General features: G+C 57.4%; 17 protein-coding genes. 5 read left to right on the top strand and 12 right to left on the bottom strand.

Annotated features, from left to right (window positions below; genetic code table 11):
* Positions 1-114 precede the first annotated feature (114 nt).
* Positions 115-426 (top strand): PTS lactose/cellobiose transporter subunit IIA, encoded by a 312-nt coding sequence (locus tag ABEH87_RS17265; RefSeq protein WP_346578086.1) that lies wholly within the window; start codon positions 115-117, stop codon positions 424-426.
* Between the two features lie 69 nt (positions 427-495).
* On the opposite strand, the gene lysA is transcribed toward ABEH87_RS17265, so the two are convergent.
* A complete protein-coding gene (gene lysA, locus ABEH87_RS17260; RefSeq protein ID WP_346578084.1) occupies positions 496-1,749 on the bottom strand; it encodes a diaminopimelate decarboxylase in 1,254 nt (417 codons plus the stop codon).
* 118 nt (positions 1,750-1,867) lie between these two features.
* On the opposite strand from lysA, the gene ABEH87_RS17255 reads away from it, so the two are divergent.
* A complete protein-coding gene (locus ABEH87_RS17255) occupies positions 1,868-2,788 on the top strand; it encodes a LysR family transcriptional regulator (protein ID WP_346578083.1) in 921 nt (306 codons plus the stop codon).
* On the opposite strand, the gene ABEH87_RS17250 is transcribed toward ABEH87_RS17255, so the two are convergent.
* Positions 2,785-3,948 carry an MFS transporter gene (locus ABEH87_RS17250; RefSeq protein ID WP_346578082.1) on the bottom strand — a complete coding sequence of 388 codons (1,164 nt, stop codon included), beginning with the start codon at positions 3,946-3,948 and terminating at the stop codon, positions 2,785-2,787. The genes ABEH87_RS17255 and ABEH87_RS17250 overlap by 4 nt on opposite strands.
* A 472-nt stretch (positions 3,949-4,420) precedes the next feature.
* Here ABEH87_RS17250 and ABEH87_RS17245 point away from each other — a divergent pair, with 472 nt between their 5' ends.
* Positions 4,421-5,044, top strand: a complete 624-nt coding sequence (locus ABEH87_RS17245) for a serine protease (RefSeq protein ID WP_346578081.1) — start codon at positions 4,421-4,423, stop codon at positions 5,042-5,044.
* Between the two features lie 57 nt (positions 5,045-5,101).
* Here ABEH87_RS17245 and lysS read toward each other — a convergent pair whose 3' ends face one another.
* Both lysS and prfB read right to left on the bottom strand, forming a co-directional pair.
* A complete protein-coding gene (gene lysS, locus ABEH87_RS17240; protein ID WP_346578080.1) occupies positions 5,102-6,622 on the bottom strand; it encodes a lysine--tRNA ligase in 1,521 nt (506 codons plus the stop codon).
* Positions 6,623-6,631: 9 nt separating this feature from the next.
* A protein-coding gene (gene prfB, locus ABEH87_RS17235) for a peptide chain release factor 2 (protein WP_346578078.1) occupies positions 6,632-7,730 on the bottom strand; the annotation gives its coding sequence in 2 pieces (ribosomal slippage) (positions 6,632-7,654 and positions 7,656-7,730; 1,098 coding nt in all).
* Between the two features lie 171 nt (positions 7,731-7,901).
* On the opposite strand from prfB, the gene ABEH87_RS17230 reads away from it, so the two are divergent.
* The gene (locus tag ABEH87_RS17230) at positions 7,902-8,525 is read left to right on the top strand and encodes a LysE family translocator (RefSeq protein WP_346578076.1); all 624 of its coding nucleotides are present in this window, start codon (positions 7,902-7,904) and stop codon (positions 8,523-8,525) included.
* 108 nt (positions 8,526-8,633) lie between these two features.
* On the opposite strand, the gene recJ is transcribed toward ABEH87_RS17230, so the two are convergent.
* From recJ to xerD, 3 genes are read right to left on the bottom strand one after another with little or no spacing between them, the layout of a single operon-like run.
* On the bottom strand, positions 8,634-10,352 hold the full coding sequence (gene recJ / locus ABEH87_RS17225; protein WP_346578074.1) for a single-stranded-DNA-specific exonuclease RecJ: 1,719 nt from the start codon (positions 10,350-10,352) through the stop codon (positions 8,634-8,636).
* 4 nt (positions 10,353-10,356) lie between these two features.
* Positions 10,357-11,061, bottom strand: coding sequence for a bifunctional protein-disulfide isomerase/oxidoreductase DsbC (gene dsbC / locus ABEH87_RS17220; protein WP_346578072.1), 705 nt, complete (start codon positions 11,059-11,061; stop codon positions 10,357-10,359).
* A gap of 42 nt (positions 11,062-11,103) precedes the next feature.
* Positions 11,104-11,997: a site-specific tyrosine recombinase XerD gene (xerD, locus tag ABEH87_RS17215; protein WP_346578071.1), complete on the bottom strand. Its 894-nt coding sequence runs from the start codon at positions 11,995-11,997 to the stop codon at positions 11,104-11,106.
* Between the two features lie 179 nt (positions 11,998-12,176).
* On the opposite strand from xerD, the gene fldB reads away from it, so the two are divergent.
* The gene (gene fldB / locus ABEH87_RS17210; RefSeq protein WP_346578235.1) at positions 12,177-12,695 is read left to right on the top strand and encodes a flavodoxin FldB; all 519 of its coding nucleotides are present in this window, start codon (positions 12,177-12,179) and stop codon (positions 12,693-12,695) included.
* 56 nt (positions 12,696-12,751) lie between these two features.
* Here the strand turns inward: fldB and creD are convergent, their stop codons facing one another.
* From creD to sdhE, 5 genes are all read right to left on the bottom strand, one after another.
* On the bottom strand, positions 12,752-14,113 hold the full coding sequence (creD, locus tag ABEH87_RS17205; protein ID WP_346578070.1) for a cell envelope integrity protein CreD: 1,362 nt from the start codon (positions 14,111-14,113) through the stop codon (positions 12,752-12,754).
* An 89-nt stretch (positions 14,114-14,202) separates the two neighbouring features.
* Positions 14,203-15,621 (bottom strand): two-component system sensor histidine kinase CreC, encoded by a 1,419-nt coding sequence (creC, locus tag ABEH87_RS17200; protein WP_346578069.1) that lies wholly within the window; start codon positions 15,619-15,621, stop codon positions 14,203-14,205.
* The gene (creB, locus tag ABEH87_RS17195; protein WP_346578067.1) at positions 15,621-16,316 is read right to left on the bottom strand and encodes a two-component system response regulator CreB; all 696 of its coding nucleotides are present in this window, start codon (positions 16,314-16,316) and stop codon (positions 15,621-15,623) included. Before creB ends, creC begins: the two co-directional genes overlap by 1 nt.
* The gene (locus ABEH87_RS17190; protein WP_346578066.1) at positions 16,309-16,668 is read right to left on the bottom strand and encodes a protein YgfX; all 360 of its coding nucleotides are present in this window, start codon (positions 16,666-16,668) and stop codon (positions 16,309-16,311) included. The genes creB and ABEH87_RS17190 overlap by 8 nt, the downstream gene beginning before the upstream one ends.
* A gap of 34 nt (positions 16,669-16,702) precedes the next feature.
* Positions 16,703-16,969 (bottom strand): FAD assembly factor SdhE, encoded by a 267-nt coding sequence (sdhE, locus tag ABEH87_RS17185; RefSeq protein WP_346578065.1) that lies wholly within the window; start codon positions 16,967-16,969, stop codon positions 16,703-16,705.
* Positions 16,970-16,971: the final 2 nt, after the last annotated feature.

The following is a 16,971-nucleotide window of genomic DNA, read 5'->3' as shown; positions in this document are numbered from 1 at the left end:
GCATACCAAAAATATACAATTGTTGATTATTTACTGTGATAAGACTCTCAGAAGTGATCACTGGTATTCCAATAAGATATTCAGACCAATTTTGGTATACCAATGGAGGCAGTGATGGATTTCGAGCAAACGATGATGGAGTTACTGATCAATGCGGGTGAAGCACGATCCCATGCCATGAGCGCTATCCAGCACGCCCGCAAGCGGGAGTGGCAGCTGGCAGATGATGCACTGGCAGCCTCTGTAGAAGCGTCGAAAGGCGCACATAAGATCCAGACGCAGCTGATTGGGGCCGACGAGGGGTGTGGTAAGGTCCCGGTGACGCTGATCCTGGTGCATGCGCAGGATCACCTGATGAATGCCATGCTGTGCCGCGATCTGGCTGAAGAGATTGTCCTGCTGAGGAAAGAGATGTTTGCGGGGTGAAAACGGGTACGGGGGGAGGCTGCTGTAACGTAGGGGCTGACCTTCTTTTCGGTCAGCCCACAGGCCGGATTACAGCTCCAGCGCCAGCAGTTCAGCGACGGTCTGCGCACGGCGGATCTGGCGCGGCTGGCCGTTTTCGAACAGCACCTCCGGGATCAGCGGGCGACTGTTGTAGTTCGACGACATCGAGGCACCGTAGGCACCGGTATCATGGAACACCAGATAATCGCCAACCTTCACCGCAGGCAGCGCGCGGGTTTCCACCTTGCCGCCCTCCAGCTGGGTAAAGACGTCCCCTGATTCACACAGCGGACCGGCCACCACGGTGTCAACGGTGTTGTGCTCATCCAGCAGGCGGCCATCTCCGGCAATGGCGGAAATATGGTGATAGCTGCCGTACAGCGACGGACGCATCAGGTCGTTAAACCCGGCATCCACCAGCACAAAGTGACGGCTGCCCATCGACTTAACGGCACGTACCTGGCTTACCAGCACGCCAGATTCCGCCACCAGGAAGCGCCCCGGTTCAATTTCCAGTTTCACCGGATGGCCGAGATGCTGCGCCACACGCTGCCGCGCCGCGTCCCACAGGCCGTAATAGTGGCTGGTATCAATCGTCTCTTCACCCAGGCGATAGGGAATCGACAGCCCGCCACCCGCGGAGATCGCCTCCAGATCCTGGCCAAAACTGACCACCTGATCGACCATCGCATCGCACACCTGTTCCAGGTGAGCGTAGTCCACGCCGGAACCGATATGCATGTGGATCCCTACCAGCTTCAGCTGATATTGCTGAATCGCTTCCAGCGCCAGCGCCATATCACCATGCCAGATGCCGTGCTTGCTGTTTTCACCGCCGGTATTGGTTTTCTGGCTGTGGCCGTGACCAAAGCCCGGATTGACGCGCAGCCAGACCGGATGCCCGGCAGACACCTGGCCCAGCTGGTGCAGCATATCTACCGAACCGGCGTTGACCGGCACCTTCAGCTCTGCAACCCGCGCCAGCGTTGGCTCATCCAGCAGGTCGGCGGTAAAGACGATTTCGTCGCCTCCCGCCAGATAGCCCGCCGCCAGTGCGCGTTCAATCTCGCCCAGCGATACGGAGTCCACTTTTACTCCGGCCGCCCGCATCAGGCGCAGGATATGAATGTTAGAGCAGGCTTTTTGCGCAAAGCGCACCACGTCGAACTGCTGTAACTGGCTGATACGGTCGTTGATAATCGCCGCATCGTAAGCCCAGAGCGGGCCGCCATATTGCAGCGCCAGCGGCAGCAGGTTGTCCTGAGTCAGGGCGGTGGTGGTGTCAGTTAGCAGGCGTGGCATAAAAATTCTCCTTAGGTTTATGTCATTCATTACGCCACAGCGCGAACCGGGAGAAAAATATCTGTTTTATCGGATTCTATTCATCCATGATATGGGATGAATTAACAGGGGGTAAAGGATGGCCGGAGTTTCGTTACGTCACATTGAAATTTTTCACGCGGTGGTCACCACGGGTAACCTGACCGAAGCGGCCACGCTGTTACATACCTCGCAGCCCACCGTCAGCCGCGAGCTGGCACGTTTAGAAAAACTACTTGGCCTGCAGCTGTTTGAGCGGGTGCGCGGCCGCCTGCAGCCTACCGTGCAGGGGTTACAGCTGTTTGAAGAGGTGCAGCGCTCCTGGTACGGACTGGACCGTATTATCAGTGCTGCCGAAGGGTTGAAGCAATTTCGTCAGGGGGAGCTGTCGGTGGCCTGCCTGCCGGTCTTTTCGCAGTCGCTGCTGCCGCTGCTGTGTCAGCCATTTATGCAGCGCTATCCGGACCTCAGTCTGAATATTATTCCGCAGGAGTCTCCGCTACTGGAAGAGTGGCTGTCGGCACAGCGTTACGATCTGGGCCTGACCGAAACCATGCAGACGCCGGCGGGTACCGTACGCAGCGCCCTGTTTACCGGAGATGAGGTCTGCGTGCTGCCAGCCGATCACGCGCTGGCGCAGCGGGCCACGCTGACGCCGGCGGATTTTAGCGCGCAGAACTATATCAGCCTGTCGCGAACTGACAGCTACCGGCAGATTCTGGACGGTATTTTTGCCGAACACGGCGTGCAGCGACGCATGGTGATGGAGACACACAGCGCGGCATCGGTGTGCGCGATGGTCAGAGCGGGGATTGGGGTGTCGATAGTGAATCCGCTGACGGCACTGGATTATGCCGACAGCGGTATGGTGATACGGCGTTTCAGCATCGCAGTGCCGTTCACCGTCAGTCTTATCCGGCCGCGCCACCGCCCGGCCTCTGCGCTGGTCGATGCCTTCAGTCTGCACCTGCAACAGCACATTGGCCTGTTCAGCGAGCGGCTGGCGCAGCGGCTGAGTTAAGCGCGAGCCACCTGAGGACGGCCGCGTGAACCCCGGAAGGTATACAGACAGACCAGCAGGCCGGTAAGTGCCAGCAGCGCCGCTGAAACCGGAACCGCCGTCAGACCATATCCGCCGCCGATGACCGCACCGCCAACCCAGGCCCCCAGCGCGTTGCCGACGTTAAAAGCAGAGATATTCAGCGTCGATACCAGGTTCGGGGCATCTTTACCGTGGCGCACCACGTTAATCTGCAGCGCCGGGACCATCGCAAAGGTCGCCATCGCCCACAGGAACAGGGTAATTTCCGCCAGCCACAGTGAATGGCTGGTCCAGCTGAACAGCAGTGAGAACACCGCAATCAGCGAGAAGCTGAGGATCAGGCTGAACGAGACTTTCCAGTCGGCCAGTTTACCACCAAGGATATTGCCCACCGTCAGACCGGCGCCGATCAGGAACAGCGTCCAGCTGACGCCGCGGTCGGTGATGCCCGTCACCTGCAACAGCAGCGGGGCAATGTAGCTGAACAGCGCAAACATCGCAGCGGCAAAAAACACCGTCATCAGCAGTGACAGCCACAGCTTGCCGTTATTCAGCGCGCTGACTTCCGACGCCAGGTGCACGGGTTTTTCATCACGATTGGTCGGCAGGCTGACGATCAGGCCGATAAAGGCCAGCACGCCAATGACCGCTACGCCCCAGAATGTGGCACGCCAGCCAAACATCTGGCCAAACCAGGTGCCCAGCGGCACGCCCAGCACGTTGGCCAGCGTCAGTCCGGTAAACATCAGCGCCACTGCGGAGGCCTGTTTTCCCGGTGCCACCAGGCTGGCCGCCACTACCGCACCAATGCCGAAGAACGCGCCGTGACACAGTGCGGTGACAATACGCGCCAGCATCAGCAGGTTATAGGTATAGGCCAGCGCACAGAGGATGTTACCGACAATAAAAATCGCCATCAGCAGCGTCAGCGTGCGCTTACGCGGCAGCTTCGCGGTCAGCAGCGCCATAATTGGCGCGCCAATTGCGACGCCCAGCGCGTAGCCGCTGATCAACCAGCCCGCTGAGGGGATGGATACACGCAGGTCATTCGCCACCTCCGGCAGCAGCCCCATAATGACGAATTCGGTGGTGCCGATAGCAAAGGCACTCAACGCCAGCGCCAGTAATGAAACAGGCATCTCTTACACTCCCAGAATATTTGAAAACCTGCCCTCTGCACTCAGAGAACATGCGTGGTCAGAAAAATTATTAACGCAGTACGCGCAAAATGAGTGATCTGCGTCACAGCAAACCATTAAAGCATAGCTGTTGAAAGGCTTACAGCCCCGCCCCGGCAACAGACTGTTGTCTGCCAGGCAAGAATCAGCACAAAGAGAGAAAATTGAAGCAAAAAATGCGATCGCATACGCATTTTGTCATTTTTCTTCGCTATACTTTGCCTTAATTCACCCCTACATCATTTTCCCTAATCATTAACTCCTGCGATTTTTCTTAAGTTTTAAAATGATGACGGTGCTTCAACGCCAGCTCTCCGTCTGACGGCAAATTTGATGTAGACGAGATACATTAAAGTTCTGCGACCAACGGCCGATATGCCAGTCAATGAGGTTATGACAATTCCTGCCGTATCCGAATCACTGAGGAGACCCGATGCGACACGCCATTTGCCTGCTAGCCCTTTTTCTGGGCGGGTGTTCCGTAGGGAAGTACCAGTACAGCAGTGAAGCGCACGATCGGGTTGATATGACGGTCACCGGTATCCCGACGGTGCTGGGTCTCGGCACGCTGGGCACCACCATCCCCCTGACGGCAAATTACAGCCTGACCGCGGCTCACGTGGCAAAATTCTCACTGTATCGCGTCAAATCCTGGCATCCTGAATGCGATCTCGCCGTGGTGTATCATAAAAATGATAACGTTCAGCTACCGCATTTCCGTAACGGCCTGATTGGCGACAAGGTTAATATGTATGGCTACAGCTTTATATCGGCCATGCCGGTGGCCTCCACCGGGACTAACCTGATCAATACCGGATTAAAAAATACCTGGAATAAAGTCAGCTGTGTGGTGGTGGCATCAGATGCGGGCGTGGTACAGGGAATGTCCGGCGGCGCGGTGTATAACGCTTCTGACGATTCGATTGGCGGGGTGATTGTCGGCTACAGCAAGCGTATCAACGACACGAAAACCGGCAAGACGCTGTATAAAGACGTTTCACTGTATGTGCCCTATGCCCGCTTTAAAGACTGGCTGAATGACGCGGTAAAATCCTGATTGTATTGAAAAAAAACGGCCAGCGATAAGGCTGACCGTTGCTGTCACGCAGTGCGCTTACTTGTTGGTCGGGCGCAGTGCCGGGAACAGGATCACATCGCGGATGGTGTGGCTGTTAGTGAACAGCATCACCATACGGTCAATACCAATGCCGAGACCGGCGGTTGGGGGCAGACCGTGCTCCAGCGCGGTAACGTAGTCTTCATCGTAGAACATCGCTTCATCATCACCGGCGTCCTTCGCATTAACCTGCTGCAGGAAACGCTCGGCCTGGTCTTCCGCATCGTTCAGCTCCGAGAAGCCGTTACCGATTTCACGGCCGCCAATGAAGAACTCAAAGCGGTCAGTGATTTCCGGGTTCTGATCGTTACGACGCGCCAGCGGCGAGACTTCTGCCGGGTATTCAGTGATGAAGGTTGGCTGGATCAGGTGCGCTTCTGCGGTCTCTTCGAAGATCTCAGTGACCACGCGGCCCAGACCCCAGCTCTTCTCAACTTTAATGCCGATAGACTGGGCAATAGCCACGGACTTATCGAAATCGTCGAGACCGGCCAGGTTGGTTTCCGGGCGATATTTCAGAATCGCTTCTTTCATCGTCAGCTTATCGAACGGCTTGCCGAAGTCGAACTCCTGGTCGCCGTAAGGCACCACGGTGGTGCCCAGCACGTCCTGCGCCAGAGTGCGGAACAGGCTTTCGGTCAGCTCGATCAGATCTTTATAATCTGCATACGCCATATAGAGTTCCATCATGGTGAACTCAGGGTTATGGCGCGGCGAGATACCTTCGTTACGGAAGTTGCGGTTAATTTCGAACACGCGATCGAAGCCACCGACCACCAGACGCTTCAGGTAGAGTTCTGGCGCAATACGCAGGTACATATCGATGTCCAGCGCGTTGTGATGGGTGATAAACGGACGCGCAGAGGCACCGCCCGGGATCACCTGCATCATCGGGGTTTCCACTTCCATAAACTCACGGCCAACCATGAAGTTACGGATACCGGCCATGATCTGCGAACGGATTTTGAACGTCTTACGAGAGTCGTCGTTAGAGATCAGATCCAGATAGCGCTGGCGGTAGCGGGTTTCCTGATCGGCCAGGCCGTGGAACTTGTCCGGCAGCGGGCGCAGGGCTTTAGTCAGCAGGCGCAGTTCGCTACAGTGAATCGACAGCTCACCGGTTTTGGTCTTAAACAACTTACCGCGTGCGCCGACGATATCGCCGAGATCCCACTTCTTGAACTGTTCGTTGTAGATGCCTTCCGCCAGATCGTCACGGGAAACATACAGCTGAATGCGCCCGCCCACGTCCTGCAGAGTGACGAAAGAGGCTTTGCCCATAATACGGCGGGTCATCATACGACCGGCCACGCTGACTTCGATATTCAGCGCTTCCAGCTCTTCGTTCTCTTTGCCATCAAACTCGGCGTGCAGCGTATCGGAAGTTCGATCGCGGCGGAAGTCGTTCGGGAAAGGCAGACCGGCTTCGCGCAGCGCAACCAGCTTTTCACGGCGCGATTTCAGTTCATTATTCAGCTCAAGTGCAGCATCAGCGGCCTGCGGTTGTTGTTCAGACATGTGAGTTCCTTATAAACCTGCTTTCAAACTTGCTTCGATAAAACGATCCAGATCGCCGTCCAGAACCGCCTGAGTATTGCGCGTTTCTACACCGGTGCGCAGATCCTTGATGCGGGAATCATCCAGCACGTAAGAACGGATCTGACTGCCCCAGCCGATGTCAGACTTGTTGTCTTCCGCCGCCTGTTTGTCTGCGTTTTTCTTCTGCATCTCGTATTCATACAGCTTGGCGCGCAGCTGCTTGAAGGCCTGATCTTTGTTTTTGTGCTGCGAACGGTCGTTCTGGCACTGCACAACAATGTTGGTCGGTAAGTGGGTAATACGCACCGCCGACTCGGTTTTGTTGACGTGCTGACCACCGGCACCGGAGGCGCGATAAACGTCAATACGCAGGTCGGCCGGGTTGATTTCGATATCGATGTTGTCGTCCACTTCCGGGTAAATAAACACCGAACTGAACGAGGTGTGGCGACGTCCGCCGGAGTCGAACGGGCTTTTACGTACCAGGCGATGCACGCCGGTTTCAGTACGTAACCAGCCAAACGCGTAGTCACCGATGATTTTAATGGTGGCCGATTTGGTGCCGGCCACTTCACCGTCAGACTCTTCGATAATTTCGGTTTTATAGCCTTTGGCTTCCGCCCAGCGCAGGTACATACGCAGCAGCATGCTGGCCCAGTCCTGTGCTTCGGTGCCACCGGAACCCGCCTGGATATCCATGTAGCAGTCGGCGCTGTCGTATTCGCCGGAAAACATGCGGCGGAACTCTAACTCACCGAGCTTCTTTTCCAGCCCGTCGAGTTCAACCACGGCTTCATTGAAGGTGTCTTCATCTTCGGCTTCAACGGCCAGTTCCAGCAGGCCAGCGACATCTTCCAGCCCCTGCTCCATCAGGTCCAGCGTTTCAACGACGGCTTCTAATGCGGAGCGTTCTTTACCCAGCGCCTGGGCGCGATCGGGTTCGTTCCAGACATCAGGCTGCTCCAGTTCAGCGTTTACTTCCTGAAGACGTTCTTTCTTGGCATCATAGTCAAAGATACCCCCGAAGAACGCTACTGCGCTCAGTGAGATCCTGAATACGGTTCTTTACCGGATTAATTTCAAACATGGTTTTGAGATCTTTTTAGGTGATCGAAATGGACGTGAGTTTAACGCAGCAGTTTAACCGAAATAGCACACAGTTTGTAGCACTGAACTCGCTTTGCGTGTTCAGTGCCCGTAGCCGCCGTGCTTCTTTTGCGGTCTTTCCGGCATCCCCTGGAACAATGGAGGTCTGAACATGTCCATCACCGATGCATTACTGGCGTTTACCTTTGCCGCCACCCTGTTAACACTGACGCCGGGGCTGGATACCGCGCTGATTTTACGCACCTCAGCCGTGGAGGGAACGAAGAAAGCGATTCAGGCACAGATGGGAATTAACGCCGGGTGTCTGGCATGGGCGGCGGCCGTCGCTTTCGGTCTGGGGGCGCTGATTGCCGTCTCTGAACTGGCCTATAACCTGCTGAAATGGTGTGGTGCTGCTTACCTGGCCTGGCTGGGCATACAGATGCTGCTCAAGCCACGCCGTCAGATGGGTGAGGCCAGTCTGGCGACAGGAACGCAGAACTGGTTCCTGCGCGGCTTCTTCGGCAACCTGCTGAATCCCAAGGTGGGTATTTTCTACGTTTCTTTCCTGCCACAGTTTATTCCCACCGGGCATTCGCCAGTGCTGTGGACCTTCGGGCTGGTGATGATTCATGTGCTGCTGGGTACGCTGTGGTCGTCGCTACTGATTGGCAGCACGCGCCGACTGTCGGGCGTGCTGAAGCGTGAGCCGGTAGTGAAGTGGCTGGACCGCGCCACGGGCAGCGTATTTCTGCTGTTTGCGGCAAAGCTGGCGTTAAGCCGCCGGCCGGGGTGATAGCCGGGGCGACCGGGGTGATATCCGGGGCGACCGGAAAAAAAGGTCGCCCCCTACGATCGACGCGAGAAATGTAGGGGCTGACCTTCTTTTTCGGTCATCCCTCACTTACAGCGCCCAGAGATGATCGATAATCAGCTGCACCGTGCGATTGCCGCGAAACTCGTTAACGTCAAGCTTATAGGCCAGCTCGATCTGCTTCACGCTCGGGTCAGGCCACAGGGCGGTATCAATATTAAATGCGATACCGTCCAGCAGCGGCCCGCCGCCGAGGGGTTCAATCATCACTTTCAGGTGGCGCTCGCCGACCAGCTTCTGCTGTAGCAGCTTAAACTTACCGTCAAACGTCGGCTCCGGGAATGCCTGGCCCCACGGACCCGCTTCACGCAGCAGCTCAGCGGTCGCCAGCGTCAGCTCCTGCGCCATCAGTTCGCCGTCAGACCACACCACACCCTGCAAAGACTCCGCATCCAGCCAGTCGCCAACCAGTTCGGCAAAGCACTGACGGAAACGCTCAAAATTAGCCTCTTCCAGTGACAACCCAGCCGCCATGGCGTGACCGCCAAATTTAATGATCAGTCCCGGATTCAGGGTATCCAGCCGCTCCAGCGCATCACGCATATGCAGCCCGGCAATCGAGCGGCCGGACCCCTTCAGCGTTCCGTCACCGGCAGGAGCAAAGGCGATTACCGGACGATGAAAACGCTCTTTCAGGCGGGAAGCCAGAATGCCGACCACGCCCTGATGCCACTCCGGGTGGTACATGGCGATGCCGAGCGGCAGCGCTTCGCTACTGCTTTCCAGCCGGTCGCACAAGGCCAGCGCTTCAGACTGCATCCCCTGCTCTATCTCTTTGCGCGTCTGGTTCAGCGCATCCAGCTCGCTGGCCAGCATACGTGCCTGGCCGAGATCTTCACTCAGCAACAGCGCCACGCCGACCGACATATCATCCAGCCGCCCTGCCGCATTCAGGCGCGGTCCAAGGGCAAAACCTAAATCACTGGCGGCCAGCTGACGCGCATCGCGATTGGCGATCTCCAGCAGCGCACGGATGCCGGGGCGACATTTACCGGCACGAATACGGCTCAGGCCCTGCCAGACCAGGATGCGGTTGTTGGCATCCAGCGGCACGACATCAGCCACGGTGCCCAGCGCCACCAGATCCAGCAGTTCCGCCAGATTGGGTAGCGTGGTGACCCCGCTGTCACGCAGTTGAGCGCGCAGGGCCAGCATCAGATAGAACGCCACCCCCACGCCCGCCAGCGACTTGGACGGGAATGCGCAGTCGTTGAGGTTTGGGTTAACAATGGCAGCGGCATCCGGCAGCGTATCACCCGGCAGGTGGTGATCGGTCACCACCACGGCAATGCCTTTTGCGTTCGCCAGCGCCACGCCAGCGTGGGAAGAAATGCCGTTATCCACGGTGAGGATCAGCTGTGCACCACGCGCTGCGGCCTGCTCCACCACTTCCGGGCTGAGGCCATAGCCGTCATCAAAGCGGTTAGGGACCAGATATTTCACGTTCTGGCCGCCCATGCTGCGCAGCGCCAGCACCGTCAGCGCAGTGCTGGTCGCGCCGTCGGCATCAAAATCACCCACAATCATAATGCACAGATTATCGGCCAGTGCCTGTTGCAGGATCGCTACTGCGGTCTGGATGCCGCTCAGCGACTGGAAAGGATGCAGGTATTTTGCACCGCGCTCCAGCTCACTGGCCTGGTGGATGCCGCGGCGGGCATACAGACGGCGCAACAGCGGATGGAGATCGGCAGGCAATGCGGCAGCGTCCGTCGCCTCGCGGCGACGGAGTTCAGTTTTACGGTTCACCAAATCAGCCGCCGTTTTTCTGGCTGTCGAGGAATTTTTTCAGGTCCTGTGGGCTCTGGTAGCCTGGGATCATCGTGCCATTTTCCAGCAGCATCGCCGGGGTGCCCTGGATGCCATAAAGCACGCCCAGTTTATACTGCTGACCAATATCAATTTTGCCGTCAATCGGGGAGACGGCTTCGCCCTTCATCGCCGCATCAAAGGCTTTGCGAGGGTCAGCGGCAGACCAGATAGACTTCATCTCTTTCGCCACGTTGCCGTTCATCCCTTCACGCGGGAAAGCCAGATAACGGACGGTGATGCCCAGCGCGTTATAGTCGGCCATCTGCTCGTGCAGTTTGCGGCAGTAGCCACAGGTGATATCGGTAAATACCGTCACCGTATACTGCTGCTTCGGCGCTTTATAGACGATCATCTCTTTGCTCAGCGCTTCGACTTTCTTTTCCAGCAGCTGATTGGTGACGTTGACCGGCTGACTGCCGCTGACGTCATACAGCGGTCCCTGCACGAAGTGTTTGCCATCGTCGGTGACGTAAAGCACACCGCTCTCACTCAGGACCGTTTTAAAACCGGGCAGCGGAGAGGGCTGGATTTCCGTCTGCTGTAAGCCCAGCTTGTTCAGCGACTGTTTAATAGCGGCATCATCGGCGTGTGCCAGTCCGCTGACCAGGGCGATGAGTCCCGAAAGTAACAGGTAATGCTTCTTCATTTCATGTCCTTATAGCCTGATTAAAAGGCTGTTTTACGTAAATCAGGCACGTGGATGATGCTGCTGATGCAGCTGGCGCAGGCGTTCTGTCGCCACGTGCGTGTAAATCTGGGTGGTCGATAAATCACTGTGACCCAACAGCATCTGCACGACACGTAAATCCGCACCGTGGTTCAGCAGGTGAGTTGCAAACGCATGGCGCAGCACGTGCGGGGACAGTTTTGCACTGTCGATGCCCGCCAGTGTGGCGTAATGTTTAATCCGATGCCAGAAAGTTTGCCGGGTCATTTGTTGCGCGCGGTTACTGGGGAACAGCACATCGAGCGACTGACCGTTGAGCAGCCACGGGCGGCCGTACTCGATAAACTGCTCTATCCAGTGCACCGCCTCTTCCCCCATGGGGACCAGTCTCTCTTTATTACCTTTACCAATCACGCGCACCACGCCCTGGCGCAGGCTGATGTCGCTGAGCGTCAGCCCCACCAGTTCGCTTACGCGCAGCCCTGTGGCATACAGCAGTTCCAGCATCGCCTTGTCGCGTAGCTCAATCGGCTGGTCAAGGCACGGGGCCTGCAACAGCCTTTCCACCTGAGCTTCGGAGAGATCTTTGGGCAGGCGCTGCGGCAGCTTAGGCGAAGAGAGTAGCGCGCTGGGATCGTCTGCACGCAGTTTTTCACGGTAAAGATACTGAAACAGGCGACGCATAGCGCTGAGCAGGCGGGCGGAGCTGGTCGCTTTGTATCCCCCCTCAAGACGTTCGGCAAGAAAGCCCTGCAGATTAACGGCATCCACCGTCAACAGCGACAGCTGCTGGTGATCCAGCCAGCCGCACAGCGATCGCAGGTCAAGACGATAAGATGAGACGGTATTTTGCGCCAGATTGCGCTCGATCCACAGCGCGTCAAGAAACTGCTCAATCAGATCGTTATCCTGCACTCCACCCTCTCTATTCTGCAGTTTAATGACACGACGTGCGCCATGAAAAACAACTTTATGCTGATAAATCAGCATGCTGGCACGTTATCCGAACGTTCAAAGCGCGTCCATTATGCCTTATTCCTGCCTGCTTCTGATATAATCACCGCCAGACTTTACGAAAAATGAGTTCGACTACCATGAATATTGGTCTGTTTTATGGCTCCAGCACCTGTTACACCGAGATGGCCGCCGAGAAGATCCGCGACTTTATCGGTGAGGATCTGGTCACGCTGCATAACCTGAAAGATGACTCTCCCACCCTGATGGAACAGTATGACCTGCTGATCCTCGGTATTCCGACCTGGGATTTTGGCGAAATTCAGGAAGACTGGGAAGCCGTCTGGACCGATCTGCCGCAGCTCAATCTCCAGGGCAAAATCGTGGCACTGTACGGCATGGGAGATCAGGGGGAGTACAGCGAATGGTTTCTTGACGCGTTAGGGATGCTGCATGAAGTGCTGGCCCCTTCTGGCGTACAGTTTATCGGTTACTGGCCGCTGGAAGGCTACGAGTTCACCAGCAAAAAACCGCTGACTGCTGATGGTAAACAGTTTGTCGGCCTGGCGCTGGATGATATCACCCAGTTTGAGCAGACCGATGAACGTATTGCTCAGTGGTGTGAACAGATCCTGACCGAGATGGCTGAACTGCTGTAAATGGCAAAGGCCGATCGCAGATGACGATCGGCCCCTGGTTCAGGATGCGCCCGGTATTATTTCCACAGACCGAAGCGCCCCTCGCCGTTCTGCCCCTCTTCAGTGGCAGCGTCTGACGTCACCGTTGCCGACAGGCGATACCAGTCGATATTGCGCGTCAGTGCCATCACCGCTGCCAGGGCGGCCATCAGTACACCGGTGCCCAGCAGCAGCGCGCTATCCTCCGACTGCAACAGCTGCCACAGCACTGCATCCAGCACCAGCACACCCCCGACAAACAGCAGACTACGACGCCATCCCTGCAATACCGCCTGCAGGTAGAAGCCGTTAATGGCTGCGCAGGTCAGGCTGGCGGTCAGCCAGGCGAGATTAAAGCCGATATGCTCGGACAGCGCCAGCAGCACCAGGAAGAACATTACCAGCGACAGCCCGACCAGCAGATACTGCATCGGATGCACGCGCAGCGCGGTCAGAGTTTCAAACAGGAAGAACGCCATGTAGGTCAGGCCAATCAGCAGAATGGCATACTTGACCGCACGCTCGGTCTGCTGGTACTGATCGACCGGGTTAACCACCATCGCGCTGAAGGCCGGGAGTTTCTCGGTGCTGACGGTAAAATCATTGCGCACCAGCGAGTTCAGATTGTTAGCAAACCAGCTGCTCTGCCAGCGTGCCGTGAACCCTTCAGGCGTAATCTGATGCTTCTCCGGCAGGAAGCTGCCGGTAAATCCCGGATGCGGCCAGTTACTCTTCAAATCAAAGGTGGTGTTTTTTCCCAGCGGCACCACTTCCAGCTGCCGTGTACCCTGTAATTTGATAGCAAAATTCAGTGCCAGTGTTTTCTGCTGTAACATCTCAGCAGGCAGGGCAACATGTAATCCTTCGCTGTTCCCCGGAAGACCGCTTCCCGGCTGGAAATCAAACTGCTTATCGCCCACATTCAGCGGCGTCACGCTGCTGATGCCGCGCGAGTCGCCAACCCCCATCACCAGCTGCGGGGCGCCCAGAATGATGCCCGGTTTGGCCATATCGTCCAGCTGTTCTTTGTTAAAGGTGGCATTAACGGTGATCCCCGTGCGCCAGACCTGGCCCTGATAAATACCGACTTTACGCTGTTCCACCTGCTGATCGCCCGTGACTTTAAGGCTGTCAGGCAGATAGTAGCGCAGATGATTGACCTGCACGGTCACGTCTTTACCATCACGCGTTTCCGTCGCGATCTCGCTCCAGGGTACAGCAATCAGCGGCCCGAACAGACGCTGCGGGCCGCTGGTGCTCTGGCTGAGTTTGTCGGCCACGCTGTCACGCCATGCGCTACGTTCGGTAATCAGTGAGCTCAGCATGCTGAGCGGCACCAGCAGCAGCAAAAGGCAGCCGATGAGCGTCAGCATTTTCCAGAGTACGGGCGATTTAGTCATGTTGGATTCTCCTGTGTGTATCACGCAGAAGATAGCCCGTCAGGATGGGGAGAAAATGAAGTTATGTGAAGGGACGGTGAAGTGCGCGCTTATTTTTTCACACTCAGCTGCGCGCAGACGCCACCTTCGGGACGATTGCTCAAAACAATGCTGCCCTGGTGGAGGCGCGCCACTTCCTGAACGAAGGCCAGCCCCAGCCCGCTGCTCTTCTCACCGTGACTGCGCGGCAGCGAATAGAAGCGGTCAAAAATGTGTGGGAGTGCATAGTCAGGGATGCCGCTGCCGCTGTCCAGCACGCTGAAAACCACCTCTCCCGCACGGCTGTTCACCGTTAATATCACTTCCCCCTCAGGCGGAGTGAAATCGAGCGCGTTGTCGATAAGATTCGCCAGCGCCTGCTCCAGCAGCAGCGCATCGGCCTGTACCACCAGCCCGTCAAAGGCGGCACGGTCAAACGAGAGTCGCTTGCCCTGCGCCTGGATCGTCAGGCTGTCGCATAACGATGCCGCCAGCGGTAGCAGGCTCACCGCCTGGCGCTCGATCACCGGGCGGTTTTCCAACGTGGCCTGACGCAGCAGGCTGTCAATCAGCCGCTGCATGCGCGCATTCTGCTGAAGAATATTGGCTGAGAAACGTTTGACGATAGCGTCGGGCGGGCACTCCTGGAGAATTTCCGCTGCACCGCGGATGGCGGCCAGCGGGCTTTTCAGCTCGTGCGTCAGCGCATGGGCGTAATGCTCAATATAGCGTTTCCCCTCCAGCTTCAGCCGCATGCTCTCCAGCGCCTGCGCCAGCTTGCGCAGCTCGCTGCTGTTCATGGCAGGCAGGGGTAAAGACTCGCCTGCGGTGACAGAGTCGGCATAGCGCACCAGGCGGCCAACGGAGCGGTTGATCCACAGCACAAAACCCAGCCCTATCAGCAATGCAATTCCCAGTAGCGCGGCACCTGCCCACAGGATGCGGCGCTCACTGCGGCGGATGACCGGCACCATCGTGCTGTTGGCTTTCCCCACGCTGAGCACTCCCAGCATGGTTGCACCGTCGCGCACCGGGGCCGCGACATACATAACCGTGCTGGCATCATCATTCGGATTGCTGCGCGAACTGCGCGCACCGTACTGCCCGCGCAGCGTCAGCAGGACATCATTCCAGCGCGAGTAATCCTGCCCGGTGGCTACTCCGGCGGAGTCGAACAGGACAATGCCTTTTGCATCAGTGAGATAAACCCGATATTCGTTACGACGCTTGGCGATACCGCTGATATTGGCACTCACCCGGTAACCGCGCAGCTGCGCGAACGCCTGCGCCAGCTGCCCGTTCTGCGGCGTACCGCTGAGAATATCGGCGCGGGCGAACTGGGCCAGCAGCGTTGCGGTATCGACCAGCGTCCCTTCGGTAGCGCGCCGCACGCCGGGTTTGACCTCTTTCAGGAAGATGCTCAGCACAAACCAGGCGGCCACGGCAACAATCAGAAAGTAGCCCAGCAGCAGACGCATGCCAATACGCATCAGCCTGCCACCAGGCTGTAGCCAAGGCCGCGATGCGTCAGCAACACCTGCTCGTGAGGATTGATGTCACGCAGCTTGGCGCGCAGGGTTTTGATATGAGTATCGACGGTGCGATCGAAGCTCTCTTCTGCCTCTTTCCACACCAGATTCATCAGCTGCTGGCGCGAAAAGACCCGGCCGGGCGAGAGCAGCAGCGTTTTCAGCAGCAGATATTCGTAGCGCGTCAGCGCCAGCGATTGCTGGCACCACTCCACGCGCGCAGCCGCTTCATCCAGTGTGAAACTGCCCACGCTATAGCGTGGCGACTGAGCAATGCGCTGCTGTTTTTGCAGGCGGCGCAGCAGCGTGCGTACTCTGGCGCAGACCTCACGAGGGGAGAACGGCTTGGCAACGTAGTCATCCGCACCGATCTCCAGCCCCAGCAGACGATCCACCTCTTCGCTACGTGCCGTGAGAAACAGCACCGGCAGGTCAGGGTCGCTCGCCAGCAGACGGCGGCACAGCTCAAAACCATTGATATCCGGCAAACCCACATCCAGGATCACCAGGTCAGGTGCCTCCTGTTGCAGCGCCTCCAGCAGCGGCATGCCGCGAGGAAACCAGCGGGTGGTAAAGCCCTCCAGTTGCAGCATATACGTCAGTGTATCTGCAATAGCCGCTTCATCTTCTACCAGCCAGATGGTGGCGCTACTCATCCCGCAGTTCCTTTTTATTCAGCAGCTGCTGGCGCAAAAGCCGCCACTCACTGTTATCCATACCATCGGCAAACAGCCACAGCCGCGCCCGCCTGCCTTTGCTATCGCGTAATGACAGGCGTATTGCCTGCCGTGTCAGCCACGGGGGAGAAGCCATGCACCACTGCCGCTGACGCCAGTAAAACTCATGGCCTTCGTGCAGCATCAGCGCCCCCTGCCAGCTCTGCGTACGCCGCAGACTGCACAGGCACTCGCGCAGCGTCAGCGCCAGCAGGGCGACTCTTGCCAGAGATGCGCTGCCCGGCCAGGGAACCAGCCAAAGTGCCAGTATCACGGCACCATGCAGTAACACCACCACCGCCTGGCCTCGCCGCGATATCCGCAGGTTACATTGGCACCGGACCACGTTCTTTGTTTCTGTGCTGAATCAGCGCGACCATACGCTTTAACTCATCGTCGGCCGGTTCACCGTGGTTCATCAGCCAGTTGAACAGGTCCGGGTCATCGTTTTCCAGCAGGCGAACGAAAAGACGTTTATCGTCATCGTTCAGCGAGTCAAATTCATACTGAAAGAACGGCATGATGGAGATATCCAGTTCGCGCATACCGCGACGGCAGGCCCAGTGAATCCGTGATTTATTTGAAATGTCCATGT

Source organism: Erwinia sp. Eh17-17 (assembly GCF_039675725.1).
Taxonomy (GTDB): domain Bacteria; phylum Pseudomonadota; class Gammaproteobacteria; order Enterobacterales; family Enterobacteriaceae; genus Erwinia.
Note: the sequence above shows the minus strand (reverse complement) of the source record. Positions and strands in the feature narration are given on the sequence as shown.

Excerpts from the sequence above, each read along its gene's own strand:
- ABEH87_RS17265 (WP_346578086.1), top strand. The coding sequence starts at position 115 with ATGGATTTCGAGCAAACGATGATGGAGTTACTGATCAATGCGGGTGAA.
- lysA (WP_346578084.1), bottom strand. The coding sequence starts at position 1,749 with ATGCCACGCCTGCTAACTGACACCACCACCGCCCTGACTCAGGACAAC.
- ABEH87_RS17255 (WP_346578083.1), top strand. The coding sequence starts at position 1,868 with ATGGCCGGAGTTTCGTTACGTCACATTGAAATTTTTCACGCGGTGGTC.
- ABEH87_RS17250 (WP_346578082.1), bottom strand. The coding sequence starts at position 3,948 with ATGCCTGTTTCATTACTGGCGCTGGCGTTGAGTGCCTTTGCTATCGGC.
- ABEH87_RS17245 (WP_346578081.1), top strand. The coding sequence starts at position 4,421 with ATGCGACACGCCATTTGCCTGCTAGCCCTTTTTCTGGGCGGGTGTTCC.
- lysS (WP_346578080.1), bottom strand. The coding sequence starts at position 6,622 with ATGTCTGAACAACAACCGCAGGCCGCTGATGCTGCACTTGAGCTGAAT.
- ABEH87_RS17230 (WP_346578076.1), top strand. The coding sequence starts at position 7,902 with ATGTCCATCACCGATGCATTACTGGCGTTTACCTTTGCCGCCACCCTG.
- dsbC (WP_346578072.1), bottom strand. The coding sequence starts at position 11,061 with ATGAAGAAGCATTACCTGTTACTTTCGGGACTCATCGCCCTGGTCAGC.
- fldB (WP_346578235.1), top strand. The coding sequence starts at position 12,177 with ATGAATATTGGTCTGTTTTATGGCTCCAGCACCTGTTACACCGAGATG.
- creD (WP_346578070.1), bottom strand. The coding sequence starts at position 14,113 with ATGACTAAATCGCCCGTACTCTGGAAAATGCTGACGCTCATCGGCTGC.
- creC (WP_346578069.1), bottom strand. The coding sequence starts at position 15,621 with ATGCGTATTGGCATGCGTCTGCTGCTGGGCTACTTTCTGATTGTTGCC.
- creB (WP_346578067.1), bottom strand. The coding sequence starts at position 16,316 with ATGAGTAGCGCCACCATCTGGCTGGTAGAAGATGAAGCGGCTATTGCA.
- sdhE (WP_346578065.1), bottom strand. The coding sequence starts at position 16,969 with ATGGACATTTCAAATAAATCACGGATTCACTGGGCCTGCCGTCGCGGT.